This is a genomic window from Roseovarius salis (assembly GCF_044472985.1).
GTDB classification, from domain to species: Bacteria; Pseudomonadota; Alphaproteobacteria; order Rhodobacterales; family Rhodobacteraceae; genus Roseovarius; species Roseovarius salis.
The window spans coordinates 39,178-55,263 of record NZ_JBISDG010000018.1; the positions used below are offsets into that span (position 1 = coordinate 39,178).

Below are 16,086 nucleotides of genomic sequence, written 5' to 3' on the forward strand. Positions count from 1 at the left end.
AGAATGAGTCAAAGCCGATTCGACGTCAATTTATTTTTTTGAATCAGGGGGTTATCGTTTTTTCTTGATACAATATATTGTGTATTGGCCTGAAGGAACGCCTATGGTGTGGGGTGATGCCGAGATTTAGCAGGGCAGCCATGTGCGCCTTCGATCCGTACCCGGCATTGGTTTCCCATCCGTAGCCGGGGAACTGCTGCGCCAACTCCGTCATGATACGGTCGCGTGCGACCTTGGCCACGATGGAGGCGGCGGCTATGGAGGCTGACAGGCGGTCACCCTTGACCACCGCCTTGGCAGACGTGTCGAGCGCTTTCGGTACGAGATTGCCGTCGACCAGCGCCATGTCGGGCGGGTGGGGCAACCCCTCGACCGCACGTTGCATCGCAAGATGCGCGGCGCGCAGGATGTTGAGCGTGTCGATTTCCTCGACGCTGGCATGGGCGACCGACACGATGGCGCAGGCTTGCAGCGCGTCGTGGAGCGTTTCGCGCCGCCGGGCCGTCAACCTCTTGGAGTCGTTCAGGCCATCAGGAATGTTTCCATGCTCCAGTATCACGGCGGCGGCCGTGACCGGCCCTGCCAGAGGCCCGCGCCCGACCTCGTCGACCCCGGCGATCCGGGTCATGCCCCGGGCCAGGGCATCGCGTTCCATGTCGAGCGTCGGGCCTGCCATGGCCGCAGAAAGCACGAGCGATACCCGATTGCAAAGGGGAAGTGCGCGGCCCTTCCCCCCTGTCCGATCCGCCGGTGCGCCTTGTTGTTAACGGCCGTGGCCCGCGTTGCGGTAGTGGCCGTAGTGGTCGTGGCGCCGTCCGTCCCTGTACCCGTCGCGGTATCCGTGTCGATACCCCTTGCGATAGGCGTGGCCGCCGTGCCGCCGGTGGTAGTGATCGCGGTGCAGGTAACGGTCCTTGCGCAGCGCGTAGCGGTCATGGTGGTCGTAATACCCGTGCCGCGTGACGTAGGCGCGGTCGTCGTCGTTGGCCTCCGCGATGGCAGCCGCGATGATACCGATTGCGGCCGCCCCGGCGATGATCTTGGCGGCGTCGCTGTCGGCGCGCGCCGGCGCCGCGGACAGCGCAGACAGCGCAATGGCCGCCGCCATGACCGTCGATAAAATCGATCTGGATCCCGTCATTCTTCCTCTCCCGCGAAGCTGGTTCCATCGGCCGCGGAAACGCAGCCTTTGCCATTATCCGTCGATAACCGTGTTGAAAGGCAATATCGACGGTCCGTTATCCGATAACACGCCCCGAAAAACATGTGCGCGCAGCCGGTTATTGAATAGCTGCGCCGTTCAGCGCATCTTGCCCGCATGAAAAGGACACTTTCCAGATTCACGGCCGCAACCGCGCTGGCGCTGGTAACTGCCGCCAGTGCGCAAGCGGCCTGCGAGGTCGAGTACAAGGCCAAGCGCGACAACCCGCTTGAGCTTTTCTATGACACGACGATACTGTCCGGTCCGTGCAACCGGTCGGCGGTGCGGCCCAAGTTGCAGTCGGAGCTTGCCGGAAAGGGCCTTAAGCTGCTTAAGATAATATCCGTGCGCGAACAGTAACACATGCGCCGGGAGAGACGTGTTTGACCGAGGAGACCGGCACAGCGGCACATGCCCGACGCGCGGGAAGCCGCGTGGTGATGTTCGGTGTCCTCGCGATCGTGCTGATCCTTTCTCTCACGGCGGTTTTCCTGTTCCTGAACCTGCCCGACGCCAACGCGTTCAACGCCCGGGTCGAGCGCATATTCGTAGAAAACGATGCGCTGACCTCGGATGCCGAGATCAAGCTTCTGGAAATCCTCGCCCTGTCTGGCACGGCGTTTTCCGAGACGCTGACCAGTTACCGGATCGTGATCTTCGTTCTGCTGGTCTTTGCAACGGCCCTGCTGATCGCGGCGCTGGTGTTCCTCGTGATGCTGGTGACGCTGAACCGGCGCATGGCCCAGATCGAACGCTCGGGCATACAGGTCAGTTCCTTGCTGATCAGCCGTGACGAGAACGCCGTCTACCTCAACAACATGGGGTTCAAGCTGACCGGCGCCGCGATGGAGACGCTCAGCGTGCTGGCCGAGGCGCGGATGGACGACGATGTTCTCACGGGGGCCGAACTCGAGGCGATGATCTCCGGCCGGCCGGCCGAGGACTGTGACGAGGCGGCGGGCGCGACACGCATCAAGCGCCTGCGTGACACGCTTGGCAACCAGCTGGTGAGCGAGCTTCTGGTCAAGAACATCGCGCGCCGCGGCTACATGCTCGCCATCGACAAGGACGTGATCGAGGTGCTTTGAGCGCCGGTTGGCGCCCGGCGCCTCAGGGTCAGTCGAACAGGTCCAGCGTGCGCAACAGCCTGTCCATGTCCACGGCATATCCCGCTTCGCAGCGGTCCAGCACCATGTATCCGAAGCGCCGCCCGAACGCGGCGGAAATGCCGTGATGGATCAGCGTGAAACGGTCGGCGGGGATCAGGGCGAGCAACGCCGCGCCGTCCGGTGCGAGGAAATGGTAGTGGTTGATATGGCTGCCTTCCATCGACACGACGCGCCGGGCATCGCCAAGGTCGCGCGCGAGCTGTGACAGGGATTTGCCATCGACGTCCACGATACGGAAGCCGACGGCGGCGAGGCGATCGCTCACCGCGTCCTCGTTGGCGATCACGCGCGCCGCGCCGGTCGCGCCGCGGCGCAGGAACACGTCACGGGCGGGCACGGCGTCCAGCCCAAGCTCGCGCGCAAGCCGGCGGCGCATGCGCCCGTAGCGCGCGCGCTTCGACGAGCCCTGCCCGTGATCCCGGCACAGGGTGAGCCGCCGCACGAACGCCGGAAGCGGGGCCTGTGCGGGCAGGCACAGCGCATCGCGATAGGGCGCGGCGTGCAGCCATTCGGGCCTGTCCGCGAGCAACAGCGTTTCGTCGGGTTCTGCCAGGAGCGCCCGTGAACAGGCATCTCGAAGGTAATGCCCGAAATAGGTCTGCGACACGTAATCCATCGCGAAAAAGGCGGCGTCGATTTCCTCGGGCGGGCCGGTCACCAGCTCCGCCAGCCCCTGGGCGCGGAGCTGGTATCTTGCGGCGGGCCGCTCCACCCCCGCGGCGGTCACCAGGCAATCCCGCAGCCGGTAGCGGATGACCGGCGCATGGCACACTTCCCGGACGCGGGCGGCCTCCAGCTGATCCGATAGACGGGAATGCCCGTCCGAGGCCGTTGCACGTTCGAATTCGCGCGGTAACGCCAGTGGCGCTGGAACGGTTTCTCGTTCTTGGGGCTGGAGTTCGTCGATCTCGGTGGCGGCCGACAGGATATCACGCCGCAGACCCAGCCGGCCGGTCGCGACATTCGCCAATGGCAGGGCCCTGTAGAGGGCTTTCTTGAACCTCATGCGCGGCCGCTATCCCGGTTGCGAACGGGCCGAGGCTACGACGCCGGCAGAGCCTGCGCAATTCCTTTCGCGGGGCCAAGGCGCGGGGCAAAACCCGGGGCTGCACCGGGAAGGCGCGAAGTTGCCCGGTTGTCCCCTGAACTCCGCCCCGCGACACCCGTCGTCTAGATGCATTCCCCGCCGTCGATCACCAGCGCGTGGCCGGTCATGAAAGACGACCTGTCGGAGGCAAGAAAAACGATACTGTCCGCGATTTCCTCGACCGTTCCGAACCGGCCCATCGGGATGGCGTTGGCGATGTAGTCTTCCAGGCGGTCGCGCCCGCCCATCTGGATTTCGAACCCCCGATTGAACGGCGTGTCGATGAAACCCGGGCACAGCGCGTTGAACCGGATGTTCTCACCCGCGTAATCTGCCGCCATCTGGCGTGTCATGGCGAGGATGGCATGCTTTGACGTGCAGTAAGCGATCATGCCCCGGTCATACTGCACCCCTGAATTCGAAGACGTGATTATGACGCTGCCGGACCGGCGCTGGCGCATCGGGTCGAGCGCTGCCTGCGCGGCCACGAAATGCGAGCGCACGTTCAGCTGCCAGGATGCGTCCATGTCGGAAACGCTCACATCTTCCAGCCGCCCCTCGACCTGTATGCCCGCGTGAGAGTGCAGGATGTCCAGCCGTCCATGCCTGCTGGCGGTCTGGTGAATTGCGTCTTTCAGGTCTTCGTCCCGTGTCACGTCCAGTTCCAGCCCTTCCGCGCCGAAGCCCTCGGCGCGCAGGGCATTCGCCGTAGCCTCGGCACCGGCGCCGTCGCGGTCGGTGACAACGACATGCGCCCCCTCGCGGGCCAGCGCCCGCGCGCCCGCCGCCCCTATTCCCGAAGCGGCCGCGGTGACGAAAGCGACACGATCCTGAAGCTGCATCTTGTGGTCCTTTCGCAATCAGACGTTCATCGCCGGTCGTTCCGGCGCAGGATGAGTTGCGCGATGATCAGCAGGATCAGCGACGCGATCATCACCATCGTGCCGATCGCGTTGATCTCGGGTGTCACGCCGCGCCGGATCGAGGAGAAGACGTAGATGGGCAGCGTCGTTTCCGAGCCGGCGACGAAGAAGGCGATGATGAAATCGTCGAAGCTGAACGTGAAGCTCAGCAGGAACCCCGCGAGGATCGCGGGCGCAATGAGCGGCAGCGTCACCTGCCGGAAGGTGCCGAAGGGCGTGGCGTAGAGATCGGCGGAGGCTTCGGCGAATTCCTTTTCAAGACCGGCAAGGCGGGCCCGCACGATGATGATGCACAGCGCCATGGTGAACATCGCGTGCGCGGCAATGAGCGAGCCCATGCCCATCGACAGCCTTGGCGGCTCCCGCCCCTCGGGCCAGACGGATGCGAGCCAAGGGTTGAGCGCGTCGAACACCGTTACCAACGCGATCAGCGTGGCGATGCCGATGACGATGCCCGGGATCATGACCGCGATATAGATGATCGCGTCAAAGACGGTGCGCGCAGGGCCGCGGATACCCTGCAGGCCGATGGCGGCCAGCGTGCCCAGTACGCTGGCGATACATGCCGAGGTGAACGCCACGATGAGGCTCGTCTCCAGCGCGTCCATCACGATCGGGTTCTTAAGCACGCGGCCGTACCATTGCACAGAGAATCCCTGGAACTGGCTGGCATGGCGGCCCGCATTGAAGCTGAACAGGGCTATGATCGCGATCGGCGTATAGAGGAAGAGATAGACGCAGATTGCATAAAGACGCATCCGTTTTCCCCTTACATCAAGGACATGTCTTCGCGCTGGCTGCCCAGCCGCGAGATCAGGCGCATGTAGATCGTCACCGTCACCAGCATGATGACGATGAGCGTGAAGGCGACCGCCGAGCCGTAGGCCCAGTTGCGCGACTGCAGGAAAAGATCCACCAGCGCATTGCCGACAAAGAAGACCTTTCCGCCGCCCAGGAGCGCAGGGATCAGGAATTCACCCATGAGCAGGATGAAAACGAGCAGACAGCCGGTCGCGACCCCGGGAACGGACAGCGGCAGCGTCACCTTGAGGAAGGTTGCGAAGGGCCGCGCGCCAAGGTCCGAAGACGCTTCCAGCAGTCGCTTGTCGAGCCGCTCAAGGCTCACATAGATCGGGAATACCATCAGCGGCAGGTAGCCATAGACGATGCCGATCAGAACGGCGAAGGGCGTGTAGATGAGCCGGACACCCTCGATTCCGACATATTCCAGCAGTTGCGGGATACCCCGCCCGCCCAGAATGAAGATCCACGCATAGCTGCGGATGAGAATGCTGGTCCAGAAAGGCACGATGACGAGAACCAGCAGGATGGTGCGCCATTTCGGGTCCGTGCGCACCGCGAGCTGGTAGGCCAGCGGATACGCGATCAGCATTGCCGCCAGCGTTCCCATCGGAGCGAGGATCATCGTGTTGGTGAAGGCAGTGAGCCGGGCAGGCAGGTTGGCGTATTGCTCCAGCGTGAAAGCCGGCACATAGCCGCCTGCGCTGCCCCGCTCTCCGAAGCTGAAGATGAACACCACGCTCAGAGGCAGAACCAGCATGACGAGGAACCATGCCCCGGCCGGTGCAACGAGAAGCCAGTTCCTCTCACGCTGGGTCATGTTCAATCTGCCTCCCGCGGTTTGCTCAGGCGGACTTGAAACGGGCGAGCAGCTCGGCCCGGTTGGGGTCCGTGAGCGTTGCCGCCGCGCCGAACTCGAGCGCGTCGAGAAGCTCCTGCGCCGGGTAGAGAATCGGGTCGTTCAGGATCTCGTCGGGCAGCAACGCGTTGGCGCGCGCGTCGGCCACCGGGTAACCGTGCGCCAGCACCTCGCGCGCGTTCACTTCGGGGTCGAGCATGTGGTTGATAAGCGCATAGGCGGCATCGATGTGCGGGGCGCCCTTGGGGATGGCATAGTAATCGCTCCAGATCTCTCCGCCTTCGCGGCCCAGAACATAGGCGATTTCCGGCATGTCGTTATTCATCTGCTTGCCGTCGCCCGTCCAGCACATGGTCAGCCACGCATCGCCCGACCGCATCGCCGGCTGGTAATCCGAGGAAATGGCAAAGAGATGCGGCTTTACGTCGATCAGCAGTTTCTCGGCATCCGCAAGCTCCGCCTCGTCGACCGAGTTGAAGGAATATCCGAAGTATTTGAGCGCGTTGCCGATGGTGGTGAGCTGGTAGTCGTGCACCATCGTGCGGCCCGAGAAGTCATCCATCGTCCGGTCGAAGAAATCCTTCCACGATGTCAGCGCCTTGCCGCCGTCATGCGAGGTATTCACGGCAAAGCCCGTGGTGCCCCAGTTCTTGGGCACCGCGTAAAGCACGCCGTTCACCGTGCCGGCATCCGCGAAACGCGGATCGAAGCTGGCCGGATCGTAATTGGGCAGGCGCGACACGTCGAGTGGTTCGATCAGGTCCTCGGAGACATATGTCGTGATGGTATAGTTGGTGGGAACGTAGACGTCCCAACCACTGCCGCCGGCCTGAAGCTTCGCCAGCATTTCCTCGTTGGAGCCGAACACGTTGACCTGAACGAACGCGCCCGTCTCGGCGGTGAACATGTCGAAGTTTGACTGGTCGTGGTAGTTGGGCCAGGTGGCCAGCACGACCCGGTCGCCGATATCCTGCGCCTGCGCCGGGCGCGGCCGAAGCCCCGGCATCGCCGTGCCCAGAACCGCCGTTGCCGCGCCCAGCCCGGTGACCCCGAGGAAATGGCGGCGGCTGATCGAGCCGTTCTGGTAGCTGCGAAGGTATTCCATGAACTTTCGCTTCGAGATGTAATCCTTGTCCTTCATGATGTCGCTCCCTGTTGTGCGAGTTGAAGCCCGTCAGTCTTGCCTGAGGATGAGGGCGGCATCGCCGCTCCAGTTGATGTGAACGTTCTCTCCCACCTCGAAACTGCGCGCTCCGAATTCGGACCGACGCGGGGCGAGCACGATGACGCTGCCTAGGCGCTCGTGACGCACCAGATACTCTGTGTGCTCACCCAGGAAGATCCGGTTTTGCACGCGCGCCTCGATACTGGCCTGAGAGGGGTCAGCAGCCATCTGGATCTGTTCGGGCCGGATGCTCAACTCCACGGCGTCGCCCGGGGCGACGCCTTCCGCCGGCCGGCCCTCGAGCACGGGCCCTGCATCCGTCACGAAACGTCCGACACCGCCGCTCACGGATTCCAGCCGGCCCGCGAAAAAATTGGACGTGCCAACGAAATCGGCCACGTAGCGCGAGTTCGGCTGGTCGTAGAGGTCTTGCGGGCTGCCCACCTGCACGATGCGCCCGTCGCGCATCACGCAGATCCGGTCGCTCAGCGACAGCGCCTCTTCCTGGTCGTGGGTCACGAGAACGAAGGTGATGCCGAGTTCACGCTGAAGGTCCTGCAACTCGATCTGCATTTCCTTGCGCAGCTTCCTGTCGAGCGCCGCAAGCGGCTCGTCAAGAAGCAGTAGGCGCGGTTCGTTGACGATGGCACGCGCCAGCGCCACCCGCTGCTGTTGGCCGCCCGACATTTCCGCGATGCGGCGATTGCCGTAATCGGCAAGCCTCACGACCTTCAGGGCGCGGGCCACCTTTTCGGCGATCTCCTGCTTGGGCAGCCGGGGGCGCCGCTGCCGCAGGCCGTAGGCGATGTTGTCCGTGACGTTGAGATGCGGAAAGAGCGCGTAGCTCTGGAAAACCATGTTTACCGGGCGCCGGTAGGGCTCTAGGTCGTTGACCACCTCGCCGTCGATCAGGACATCGCCCTCGGTGGGCCGCTCGAAACCCGCCAGCATCCTCAGCGCCGTCGTCTTTCCGCATCCCGAGGGGCCGAGGAAGGACAGGAATTCGCCGGCCCCGATCTGCAGCTGCAGATCGCGCGCCGCCTGTACGTCGCCGAAACGCTTGGAGACGTTCCTGAGCTCCGCGACCGCGCTCGGAGATTCGTTTCCCGCGGCCGGCTCATATTCCACGTCGTGTCTTTCAGGGGGCATTTGCATCCAGACAACTCATATTGCGCATTTTTCGAGATTGGTGAAAAAAATCGTGTCTTGTAAATATGCATTTCGTTATATGAAGTCTGCGTATGGCAGGATCGGAGCGTGCGGAACATGGACTGGATGGATCAGGCCGGAAAAATCGTGGAGGAAATCGGAACCCCCTCCTTCCCGGCCGTGCTGGCCGCGGGCCTGCGCACGATCGCGCCATGCGACTACATCGTCATTTTCGGCTACGTGGGGGCCGCCCGGCCCCTGGACCTGTTCGACGACTTCCCGCCGGACCGGCGCCGGATGCATGTAGAGGAGTACCAGGAGGGTCCGTACCTGCTTGATCCGTTCCATCTGGCCAGTGTCGGCGACACGCCGCCGGGCCTGTGGCGCCTGCGGGAGATCGCGCCGGACCGATTCTACCAAGGCGAATACTACCGCAGCTATTACGGGCAGACGGGTCTTGCCGAGGAGATCGGCTACGTTTTGGACATCAACAAGCATTTGGGCGTCGTCGTCTCGCTGATGCGACGCGAGAAGAAATTCTCCAACGCAGAGATGAAAGCGCTCAAGCGGGTGTTCCCGGTCGTGGATGCGGCCTGCCGGAAGCATTGGCGCGACCTTCCGCTTGAGCAGGGCAGCCATGCGCCGGACATGGAAAACCGTATCGAACACGCGTTCCGCAGCATCGGCGAGGGGGTTCTGACCCCGCGGGAGCGCGAGGTTGTAGAACTCACGCTCAGGGGACATTCCGCGGAAGCGATCGGCGAACTGCTCGGGATATCATCCGGCACGGTCCGCATCCACCGCCGCAACATCTACTCCAAACTGCGCATCAGCTCGCAGGGGGAACTCTTTTCAGAGTTCATAACGGCGATCCTGAACCCGATTGAACACGCCAAGATGTGATGCCCCGGCCCGGGCGGCCGGTTCCACGACAACACCACCGGCCGCACGGCCCAGATCGAACGCCCGGGCATCCGGCCGATCAGCGAATTCGACGTCAAGAACAGCGCGCGCTCTTGAGGATCAGCGCCCATTCGCGCGGCAGCAGCGTTTCACGGAACGTGTCATCTCGCGAGGTCTCTTGCAGCGTCACGCCGAACGTGTCCCGCACCCATGCGATTTCTTCGGCGCTTTCCTCACGCACTTTCTGTTTCGTGCTTTCCGGCAAGGTGAATTTCGGACCGGCTACACGGATCGCCAGCTGCGCGTTGAAACGGCTCGGCAGGTTGGCGCGGCGGCGCGCGGTGCCGCGATCTGCGATGAGGGCGCCCGTCATCGAGAGGCTGCGATTGGCCCGGGTCTTCGGCATGGCCTCACCGGCCGCGTCGTGGCCGATCTGCCCAAGGAAGTGCCGGGCGATGCCGTCCTCCTTGGTGTCGTGGAACGCGCGCACCATCATGTGCTCGCGGCCCACGGCCTTGAGTACCGGCGCAAGCGTCTTGCGCGCGCTGTGCCAGCCGGGCGCGGCGACCGTTTCGTGCAGGCGCCGCTCGCCGCGCTTGATGGATTGCTGCGCGCCCGAGATCGCCGCATCGACCGGGTGACGCACATAGCAGGCGAAAACCGGCTCGTGCCCCATCGCGGAGATGGTTTCGGCAAGACGTTCGCAGTTCTCACGGCCCAGATTGTGCAGGTATTCCGACGACAGGATCACATCGCCGCTTGCATCTGCCACCTCCGCCATCAGCGCATCTGCCTGCGTCTCGGCCTCGGCCGCGCCCGTACCGGTGTTGCGGAAGTAGAAATGCCCCGTCCCCGCCCGGTGAAACCGCGCGCAAAGCGCGACGTGGTCTTGCGCTTCGCCGGGATAGCTCACCCCATGCTTGCGCAGGAGGCCGCGGTTGCCCGCAAGCGTGCGTTGCAAAGCGGTCGAGCCGCATTTGGGCATACCGATATGGACGAAGACAGAGGGCATATTTCTCGCGATGCAGCGTTGGCGGCGACGCCTGTTATCGCGAAGACGGCTCCTTTTGCAACATCTCGGGCCCGACGGGCCGCGCCGAGCGCCGTCAGGCGCCCACGACGCGGCTGCGGCATTCGCTGACGCGCTCGTTGGCCTCGGCGGTGCCATCGTGAAACGAGCCGAAGAGCTGTCCAAAGGCGCTTCCAGCGAGCCCTGATTGCCCTCGAAATGGCGGCGATTCATCGGGCAGTGCAAGGTGCCGAGCGTCATCCGATCCCCGCCCTTCACGGCCCCCTCGAAGCTGCAGTGCGTGGTGGCCGCGGCAAGGGTGCGGTGCTGCATGCGACAGATGATATGCACCGGCTGCCGCCACCGTTGGGCGTGTGGCGGACAGCTTTCTGCCCTGTTCTAAATAGCGTGCAAACCCAGTGCGAGCGCGGATTTCTTGGCGACCCCGGCAGGATTCGAACCTGCAACCTGCCCCTTAGGAGGGGGCTGCTCTATCCGGTTGAGCCACGGGGCCGTCGGGGACGCAATACCGCTTGCGGCGCCGCTTGTCAGCACGAATTTCGACGGCCTGCCCGCGGGACGGCCGGCGGCGGCATCAGCGCGGCCCGCGATCGCCGTGCCGCGCCGTTGTGCATGAGCTTGCGCAGGTCTGGCTGGTTGCGGTAACACCGGGGCAGGTGCATCGACGGGAAAACCATAGTGAGCAACCAGAGCGACCGCCCCTTGACCCTGCGGGATGTTTCCGAGGCGTCCGGGGTATCGGAAATGACCGTCAGCCGGGTTTTGCGCGGCCGCGGGGACGTGTCGGAGGCGACCCGCCAGCGCGTGCTGGAGGCGGCGAAAACGCTCGGTTACGTGCCCAACAAGATTGCCGGCGCCCTTGCCAGCCAGCGCGTGAACCTCGTGGCCGTGATCATCCCGTCGATGTCGAACATGGTGTTTCCCGAGGTCATGAGCGGGATCAGCGAGGCGCTTGAGCGGACGGGGCTGCAACCGGTCGTCGGTGTGACCGGCTACAGCCCCGACAAGGAAGAGAACGTGCTCTACGAAATGCTGTCGTGGCGGCCGTCGGGGGTGATCATCGCGGGGCTGGAGCATTCGGACGCCAGCCGCGCGATGCTGCGTGCATCGGGTATTCCGGTGGTCGAGATCATGGACGTGGATGGCACGCCGGTGGACTCGGTGGTTGGCATCTCGCACCGCCGCGCCGGCCAGCAGATGGCGCGGGCCATCCTCAAGGACGGCTATGAGCACATCGCCTTTCTCGGAACCAAGATGGCGCAGGACCATCGCGCGCGCAAACGCTTCGAGGGCTTTACCGAGGCGCTGGCCAAGGCCGGGGTCGAGATCGAGGACCGTGAATTCTACTCGGGCGGTTCCGCGCTGGTGAAAGGGCGAGAGATGACCCGCGACGTTCGCGAACGTTCCCCGGATCTCGATTTCATCTACTATTCCAACGACCTGATCGGCGCGGGCGGGTTGCTCTACCTGCTCGAGCAGGGCGTGGACATTCCGGCGGAAATGGGGCTTGCAGGGTTCAACGGGCTCAATCTGGTCAAGGGTTTGCCGAAGGAACTGGCCACGATGGATGCCTGCCGCCACGAGATCGGGCGCAAGGCGGCCGAGATCATCGCCCGTCGTGTCGAGGAGGGTGGCGAAGGCGGCCCGGAACGCATCGTGCTGGAACCCACGATCAGCTACGGCGATACGCTGCGGCGCCGATAGGCGCCGGCCCGCCCCGAACAACCGGCCATCTCCGCGCGGGAAAACCCGCCGTCGGACGGCCGCTTGGGAATTCTTCGGTTTACACGGCCGCTCACAGCGTCGAAATGGGCGCAAAACAGGAGGATTGCATGAAGGTCGGGTTTATCGGGCTTGGAAACGTGGGCGGCAAGCTGAGCGGGTCGCTGCTGCGAAATGGTGCTGATCTGTACGTTCACGACCTCGACGCCGCACGCGTCGAGGAATTCGTCGCGCGGGGGGCCAGGCCGGGGGGCAGCCCGGCCGAGATGATGCGCACCTGCGATTTCGTCATCACCTGTCTGCCGTCCCCCGCAGCCTCGGACGCGACCATGCAGGAGATGCTGCCGGAAGTCGGCCCGGGAAAGACGTGGATGGAGATGTCCACCACCGACGCGGACGAAGTCCGGCGACTTGGCGGGCTCGTGCAAGAGCGCGGGGGGGCCGCGGTGGACTGCCCGGTTTCGGGTGGGTGTCACCGGGCGGATACAGGTAACATATCCATCTTTGCCGGCTGCGACCGCGCCACCTTCGACAGGATCGTGCCCTTGCTCAAGTTCATGGGCCGGAGACTTCTGCACACCGGCGAGATCGGCTCGGCCTCCGTGCTCAAGGTGATCACGAATTATCTTGCCACGGCCAACCTGCTGAGCTGCTGCGAGGCGCTGGTAACCGCCAAGGCCGCCGGGATGGATCTCGCCACCGCCTATGAGGCGATCGCGATCAGCTCCGGCACGTCTTTCGTGCACGAGACCGAAAGCCAGGTGATCCTGAATGGCAGCCGGGACATTTCCTTTACCCTCGACCTGGTGCAGAAGGATGTCGGGCTCTTCCAGGACATCGCAGACCGGGCGGGCGTGCCGCTCGAGGTCAGCCCGCTGATGCTGGAGATCCTGCAGGACGGGATCAACCGTTATGGCACACGCGAGCTGTCGCCGAACATCATCCGGCGGCTGGAGGATGCGACCGGTCTCGAAATCCTTGCGCCGGGCTTTCCGTCCGAGATGGCCGATGACGAGCCCGAGGAGCCGGGCTACGAGGTCACGCCGAGAGGGCGTGGTGCGATTAACTAAGCCGCTCGGAAGGTTTTGACCGCCACGCGGCGCTTTGGCTAATCCGTTCCCGGGGGTCTTGGGGACGGTGCCATGCTGGTTTACGCGGGTCTTTTGGGTATGATGGCTGTCGGGGCAACGGCCCTTTTCGGATTGGGCGATCACGACGAAGACACCCCCGCGTCGCAGAGCGGCGATCCGCACGATGACGGCGGCCGCGAAGAGGCCGGAGAGTTGATCAGTACGGATCCGTTTCTCGACGAGGACGGTGATGGCGGCGATGCGCACCGCGGCGCCCCGGGAAAAGAAGAGACGGATGACAGCTGGACGATCCGCAACGGGGATGCCGAGGGCGATACGATCACAGGGACCGAAGGCAGCGATTTCCTCTACGGTCGCGGCGGTGACGACCTGATTTCCGGCGGCGGCAACGACGACCGGCTCGACGGTGGTGGTGGCGACGACAGCCTGCGCGGGAACAAGGGTGACGACACGCTACATGGCCAAGACGGCGACGACCTGCTGCGCGGCGATGCCGGAAAGGACGCTCTGTTCGGCCATGGCGGTGACGACAGCCTTGTGGGCGGCAGTGGCGACGACAGCCTTGTCGGCGGGCAGGGGCATGACACGGTCGCCGGGGGCGGCGGCGATGACGCACTGCATGGCTACCATGGCAATGACGACATCGCCGGGGGCCCCGGCGAGGACACCCTTTTCGGCGGTGTCGGTGCGGACCGGTTGAACGGAATGGACGATTCCGCGCCGGATTACCTCAACGGCGGGGATGGCGATGATGAAATCCGCGCGGGTGGCGGCGATATCGTCACCCCGGGCGATGGCGCGGACCTGCTGGTGCTGGATCAGGACGGCGGTGCTGCCGTTGAGATCATGGATTTCGACCCCGGCGAGGACCTTATCGAGATCTGTCATGATGGAGCAGACGCCCCTGAGGTCGACATCGTCGAGGACGAAGACCATAACGGGCGGTACACCGTTGTCGCTGACGGCGTGGCCGTCGCCATCGTGCACAGCCAGACCGGCCTTTCCGCAGAGGATATCGTGCTGAATGCAAAGGGCGCGGCCTGATCAGCACGATCCGGGCTTTTCATCTGCCGGGAATCCGCGTATATGCGCGCATCCGTTCATTTGGGCGGTCATCTCCCGTAGGACCTTGCTGGACGACATCCCGGCTTGTGCCCTGAACCCACGATCTGAAAAAGGAGACCACGATGTCGATCACCGTCGAGGAAAAACAGCGCATCCTGAAGGAATTCGCCACGAAGGAAGGCGACACCGGCTCGCCCGAGGTTCAGGTGGCCATCCTGACCTCGCGTATCACCACGCTGACCGAGCACTTCAAGGTGCACAAGAAGGACAACCATGGCCGCCGCGGCCTGCTCAAGCTGGTCGCACAGCGCCGCAAGCTGCTGGATTACCTCAAGGCCAAGGACGTCGAGCGTTACCGTGACCTGATCAAGCGGCTCGGCATTCGCCGGTAGGGGCACGAGAACAATCGACCAGGATGCGCCCGCTCCGCCAGGAGCGGGCGTTTTTCGTCGAGCGGCTGCGCCGTTTCCTCCCCGCGGCTGCACGCCCGGTATGCCGTGGCAGGAATTCATGGCGGCAAACCCGGATCCTCTGCTATCCTCGCGATCGGCAAGGGGCCTGAAAGGGGAGGCAAAGATGGACGATAGCCCAGTTCTGGAAACCGGTTTCAACGGCCTTTCGCGGGCGATGCCCGCGTTGCCGGCGACGTGGTACACCGACCATGCGCACCATGCGCGCGAGATCGAGACAATATGGACGCGCAACTGGATCTATCTTTGCCGGGCAGAGACCTTGCCGCAACCGCGGAGCTTCCGCACGTTCGAGGTGGCCGGTCAGCCGGTTCTCGTGCTGCGTGACGGGGATGGCGCGCTCAGGGCCTTCTTCAATACCTGCCGCCACCGTGGTTCGATGCTCTGCCATGAAAGCTCGGGCACGCTTGCCACGCCCAAGCTCACCTGCCCGTATCATCAATGGGTTTACGACCTGACCGGACGGTTGCGTGCAACCGGCCCCATGCGGCCCGTTCCCGGTTTCGACCGCGAGGAGTATCCGCTGCTGAGTATCTCGCTTGCCGAATGGGGCGGTTTCGTCTTTGTCAATCTGGACCCTGACGCCGACCCGTTCGAGCAGCGCCACGGCGCCGAAACTGACCATGTGGCCAATTGGCCCCTCTCGGAGTTGCGCGTCGCACACAGTTATTCAAAGACATTGAACTGCAACTGGAAGGTATTCTGGGAGAATTTCAACGAGTGTCTGCATTGCCCCAATGTCCACCCCGAGCTTTGCGATCTCGTGCCGATCTACGGACGGGCGATCATGGCGCGCCGGGACGATCCCGACTGGGAAACGCATGCCTCCGACAGCGCGCCGCACCTTTCCGGAACGCTGCGCGACGGCGCCGAGAGCTGGACGATGGATGGCGCCGCGCAGGACATCATGCCGGGGCTGACGCAGGAGGACGTGGCCGCCGGCCAGAGCTATGTCACCGTCATGCCGTCGGTTTTCATAGCGCATCACGCCGACTACGTGCGTGCCGTCACCATCACCCCGCTCGGCCCCGAGACGATGGAACTGTCCGCCGAATGGCTCTTTCATCCGCGGACGCTTGCGCGGCCGGGGTTCGATCTGGCGCGGGTCACCGAGTTCGGGACGCTGGTGATGGAACAGGACGGCGCGGCCTGCGAAACCAACCAGGCGGGGCTGCGCGCGCGTGGGTTCGAGCAGGGCGTGCTGATGCAGGAGGAATACGAGGTCTTCCTGTTTCAGGACTGGGTTCGCGCCCAGCTGGGTGAGCCGATGCTCGGTGAAACACCTGACAGCAGGGCCAGCCGACGGGCAAGGGGCGACGCGGAGGCATAGGCCGCGCCGACCCCGGGGCGCCGCGATCTGCGCTTTCATTTCACCGCGATCTCTTGTAAGGCCACGCCATCCGAGACGTGATGCCTTTGACCCCGGGCGCATTGGAAGGATTGGGGTCGGC

General features: G+C 64.1%; 17 protein-coding genes and 1 tRNA gene. 8 read left to right on the forward strand and 10 right to left on the reverse strand.

What is annotated here, in order from left to right:
• Window positions 1-43: 43 nt before the first annotated feature.
• Together ACH13J_RS09445 and ACH13J_RS09450 are read right to left on the reverse strand one after the other, a co-directional pair.
• Window positions 44-676, reverse strand: a complete 633-nt coding sequence (locus tag ACH13J_RS09445; protein WP_397543110.1) for a ribonuclease HII — start codon at window positions 674-676, stop codon at window positions 44-46.
• Window positions 677-763: 87 nt separating this feature from the next.
• The gene (locus ACH13J_RS09450; protein WP_397543081.1) at window positions 764-1,141 is read right to left on the reverse strand and encodes a hypothetical protein; all 378 of its coding nucleotides are present in this window, start codon (window positions 1,139-1,141) and stop codon (window positions 764-766) included.
• 177 nt (window positions 1,142-1,318) lie between these two features.
• On the opposite strand from ACH13J_RS09450, the gene ACH13J_RS09455 reads away from it, so the two are divergent.
• Together ACH13J_RS09455 and ACH13J_RS09460 are read left to right on the forward strand one after the other, a co-directional pair.
• Window positions 1,319-1,561 (forward strand): hypothetical protein, encoded by a 243-nt coding sequence (locus tag ACH13J_RS09455; RefSeq protein ID WP_397543082.1) that lies wholly within the window; start codon window positions 1,319-1,321, stop codon window positions 1,559-1,561.
• 80 nt (window positions 1,562-1,641) lie between these two features.
• Window positions 1,642-2,289 (forward strand): winged helix-turn-helix domain-containing protein, encoded by a 648-nt coding sequence (locus ACH13J_RS09460; protein ID WP_397543111.1) that lies wholly within the window; start codon window positions 1,642-1,644, stop codon window positions 2,287-2,289.
• A gap of 28 nt (window positions 2,290-2,317) precedes the next feature.
• On the opposite strand, the gene ACH13J_RS09465 is transcribed toward ACH13J_RS09460, so the two are convergent.
• From ACH13J_RS09465 to ACH13J_RS09490, 6 genes are all read right to left on the reverse strand, one after another.
• Entirely contained in the window at window positions 2,318-3,376 is a 1,059-nt protein-coding gene (locus tag ACH13J_RS09465) for a glycosyltransferase 61 family protein (protein WP_397543083.1), read from the reverse strand.
• 164 nt (window positions 3,377-3,540) lie between these two features.
• Window positions 3,541-4,299, reverse strand: coding sequence for a glucose 1-dehydrogenase (locus ACH13J_RS09470; protein WP_397543084.1), 759 nt, complete (start codon window positions 4,297-4,299; stop codon window positions 3,541-3,543).
• A 26-nt stretch (window positions 4,300-4,325) separates the two neighbouring features.
• Window positions 4,326-5,138 (reverse strand): ABC transporter permease subunit, encoded by an 813-nt coding sequence (locus ACH13J_RS09475; protein WP_397543085.1) that lies wholly within the window; start codon window positions 5,136-5,138, stop codon window positions 4,326-4,328.
• An 11-nt stretch (window positions 5,139-5,149) separates the two neighbouring features.
• Window positions 5,150-6,001, reverse strand: a complete 852-nt coding sequence (locus tag ACH13J_RS09480) for an ABC transporter permease subunit (protein WP_397543086.1) — start codon at window positions 5,999-6,001, stop codon at window positions 5,150-5,152.
• 25 nt (window positions 6,002-6,026) lie between these two features.
• Entirely contained in the window at window positions 6,027-7,181 is a 1,155-nt protein-coding gene (locus ACH13J_RS09485) for an extracellular solute-binding protein (RefSeq protein ID WP_397543087.1), read from the reverse strand.
• A 33-nt stretch (window positions 7,182-7,214) separates the two neighbouring features.
• Window positions 7,215-8,354, reverse strand: a complete 1,140-nt coding sequence (locus tag ACH13J_RS09490; protein WP_397543088.1) for a polyamine ABC transporter ATP-binding protein — start codon at window positions 8,352-8,354, stop codon at window positions 7,215-7,217.
• A 117-nt stretch (window positions 8,355-8,471) separates the two neighbouring features.
• Here ACH13J_RS09490 and ACH13J_RS09495 point away from each other — a divergent pair, with 117 nt between their 5' ends.
• Entirely contained in the window at window positions 8,472-9,257 is a 786-nt protein-coding gene (locus ACH13J_RS09495; RefSeq protein WP_397543089.1) for a LuxR C-terminal-related transcriptional regulator, read from the forward strand.
• 94 nt (window positions 9,258-9,351) lie between these two features.
• Here ACH13J_RS09495 and ACH13J_RS09500 read toward each other — a convergent pair whose 3' ends face one another.
• Window positions 9,352-10,599 carry a hypothetical protein gene (locus ACH13J_RS09500; RefSeq protein ID WP_397543090.1) on the reverse strand — a complete coding sequence of 416 codons (1,248 nt, stop codon included), beginning with the start codon at window positions 10,597-10,599 and terminating at the stop codon, window positions 9,352-9,354.
• Window positions 10,600-10,703: 104 nt separating this feature from the next.
• Window positions 10,704-10,780: transfer RNA gene (locus ACH13J_RS09505), tRNA-Arg, on the reverse strand.
• Between the two features lie 185 nt (window positions 10,781-10,965).
• Between ACH13J_RS09505 and ACH13J_RS09510 the strand changes: the two genes are divergently transcribed.
• From ACH13J_RS09510 to ACH13J_RS09530, 5 genes are all read left to right on the forward strand, one after another.
• Window positions 10,966-11,991 carry a LacI family DNA-binding transcriptional regulator gene (locus ACH13J_RS09510; RefSeq protein ID WP_397543091.1) on the forward strand — a complete coding sequence of 342 codons (1,026 nt, stop codon included), beginning with the start codon at window positions 10,966-10,968 and terminating at the stop codon, window positions 11,989-11,991.
• Window positions 11,992-12,119: 128 nt separating this feature from the next.
• Window positions 12,120-13,079 (forward strand): NAD(P)-binding domain-containing protein, encoded by a 960-nt coding sequence (locus tag ACH13J_RS09515; protein ID WP_397543092.1) that lies wholly within the window; start codon window positions 12,120-12,122, stop codon window positions 13,077-13,079.
• Window positions 13,080-13,151: 72 nt separating this feature from the next.
• Window positions 13,152-14,144: a calcium-binding protein gene (locus tag ACH13J_RS09520; RefSeq protein ID WP_397543093.1), complete on the forward strand. Its 993-nt coding sequence runs from the start codon at window positions 13,152-13,154 to the stop codon at window positions 14,142-14,144.
• A gap of 143 nt (window positions 14,145-14,287) precedes the next feature.
• A complete protein-coding gene (gene rpsO, locus ACH13J_RS09525) occupies window positions 14,288-14,557 on the forward strand; it encodes a 30S ribosomal protein S15 (RefSeq protein ID WP_397543094.1) in 270 nt (89 codons plus the stop codon).
• Between the two features lie 184 nt (window positions 14,558-14,741).
• Window positions 14,742-15,965 (forward strand): SRPBCC family protein, encoded by a 1,224-nt coding sequence (locus ACH13J_RS09530; protein WP_397543095.1) that lies wholly within the window; start codon window positions 14,742-14,744, stop codon window positions 15,963-15,965.
• Window positions 15,966-16,086 lie beyond the last annotated feature (121 nt).

Bases quoted from the DNA above. Each gene is read 5' to 3' on its own strand.
- ACH13J_RS09500 (WP_397543090.1), bottom strand. From the start codon at position 10,599: ATGCAGCACCGCACCCTTGCCGCGGCCACCACGCACTGCAGCTTCGAG.
- ACH13J_RS09515 (WP_397543092.1), top strand. From the start codon at position 12,120: ATGAAGGTCGGGTTTATCGGGCTTGGAAACGTGGGCGGCAAGCTGAGC.
- ACH13J_RS09520 (WP_397543093.1), top strand. From the start codon at position 13,152: ATGCTGGTTTACGCGGGTCTTTTGGGTATGATGGCTGTCGGGGCAACG.
- ACH13J_RS09485 (WP_397543087.1), bottom strand. From the start codon at position 7,181: ATGAAGGACAAGGATTACATCTCGAAGCGAAAGTTCATGGAATACCTT.
- ACH13J_RS09470 (WP_397543084.1), bottom strand. From the start codon at position 4,299: ATGCAGCTTCAGGATCGTGTCGCTTTCGTCACCGCGGCCGCTTCGGGA.
- ACH13J_RS09445 (WP_397543110.1), bottom strand. From the start codon at position 676: ATGGCAGGCCCGACGCTCGACATGGAACGCGATGCCCTGGCCCGGGGC.
- ACH13J_RS09450 (WP_397543081.1), bottom strand. From the start codon at position 1,141: ATGACGGGATCCAGATCGATTTTATCGACGGTCATGGCGGCGGCCATT.
- ACH13J_RS09490 (WP_397543088.1), bottom strand. From the start codon at position 8,354: ATGCCCCCTGAAAGACACGACGTGGAATATGAGCCGGCCGCGGGAAAC.
- ACH13J_RS09530 (WP_397543095.1), top strand. From the start codon at position 14,742: ATGGACGATAGCCCAGTTCTGGAAACCGGTTTCAACGGCCTTTCGCGG.
- ACH13J_RS09460 (WP_397543111.1), top strand. From the start codon at position 1,642: ATGTTCGGTGTCCTCGCGATCGTGCTGATCCTTTCTCTCACGGCGGTT.
- ACH13J_RS09480 (WP_397543086.1), bottom strand. From the start codon at position 6,001: ATGACCCAGCGTGAGAGGAACTGGCTTCTCGTTGCACCGGCCGGGGCA.
- ACH13J_RS09465 (WP_397543083.1), bottom strand. From the start codon at position 3,376: ATGAGGTTCAAGAAAGCCCTCTACAGGGCCCTGCCATTGGCGAATGTC.
- rpsO (WP_397543094.1), top strand. From the start codon at position 14,288: ATGTCGATCACCGTCGAGGAAAAACAGCGCATCCTGAAGGAATTCGCC.
- ACH13J_RS09455 (WP_397543082.1), top strand. From the start codon at position 1,319: ATGAAAAGGACACTTTCCAGATTCACGGCCGCAACCGCGCTGGCGCTG.
- ACH13J_RS09475 (WP_397543085.1), bottom strand. From the start codon at position 5,138: ATGCGTCTTTATGCAATCTGCGTCTATCTCTTCCTCTATACGCCGATC.
- ACH13J_RS09495 (WP_397543089.1), top strand. From the start codon at position 8,472: ATGGACTGGATGGATCAGGCCGGAAAAATCGTGGAGGAAATCGGAACC.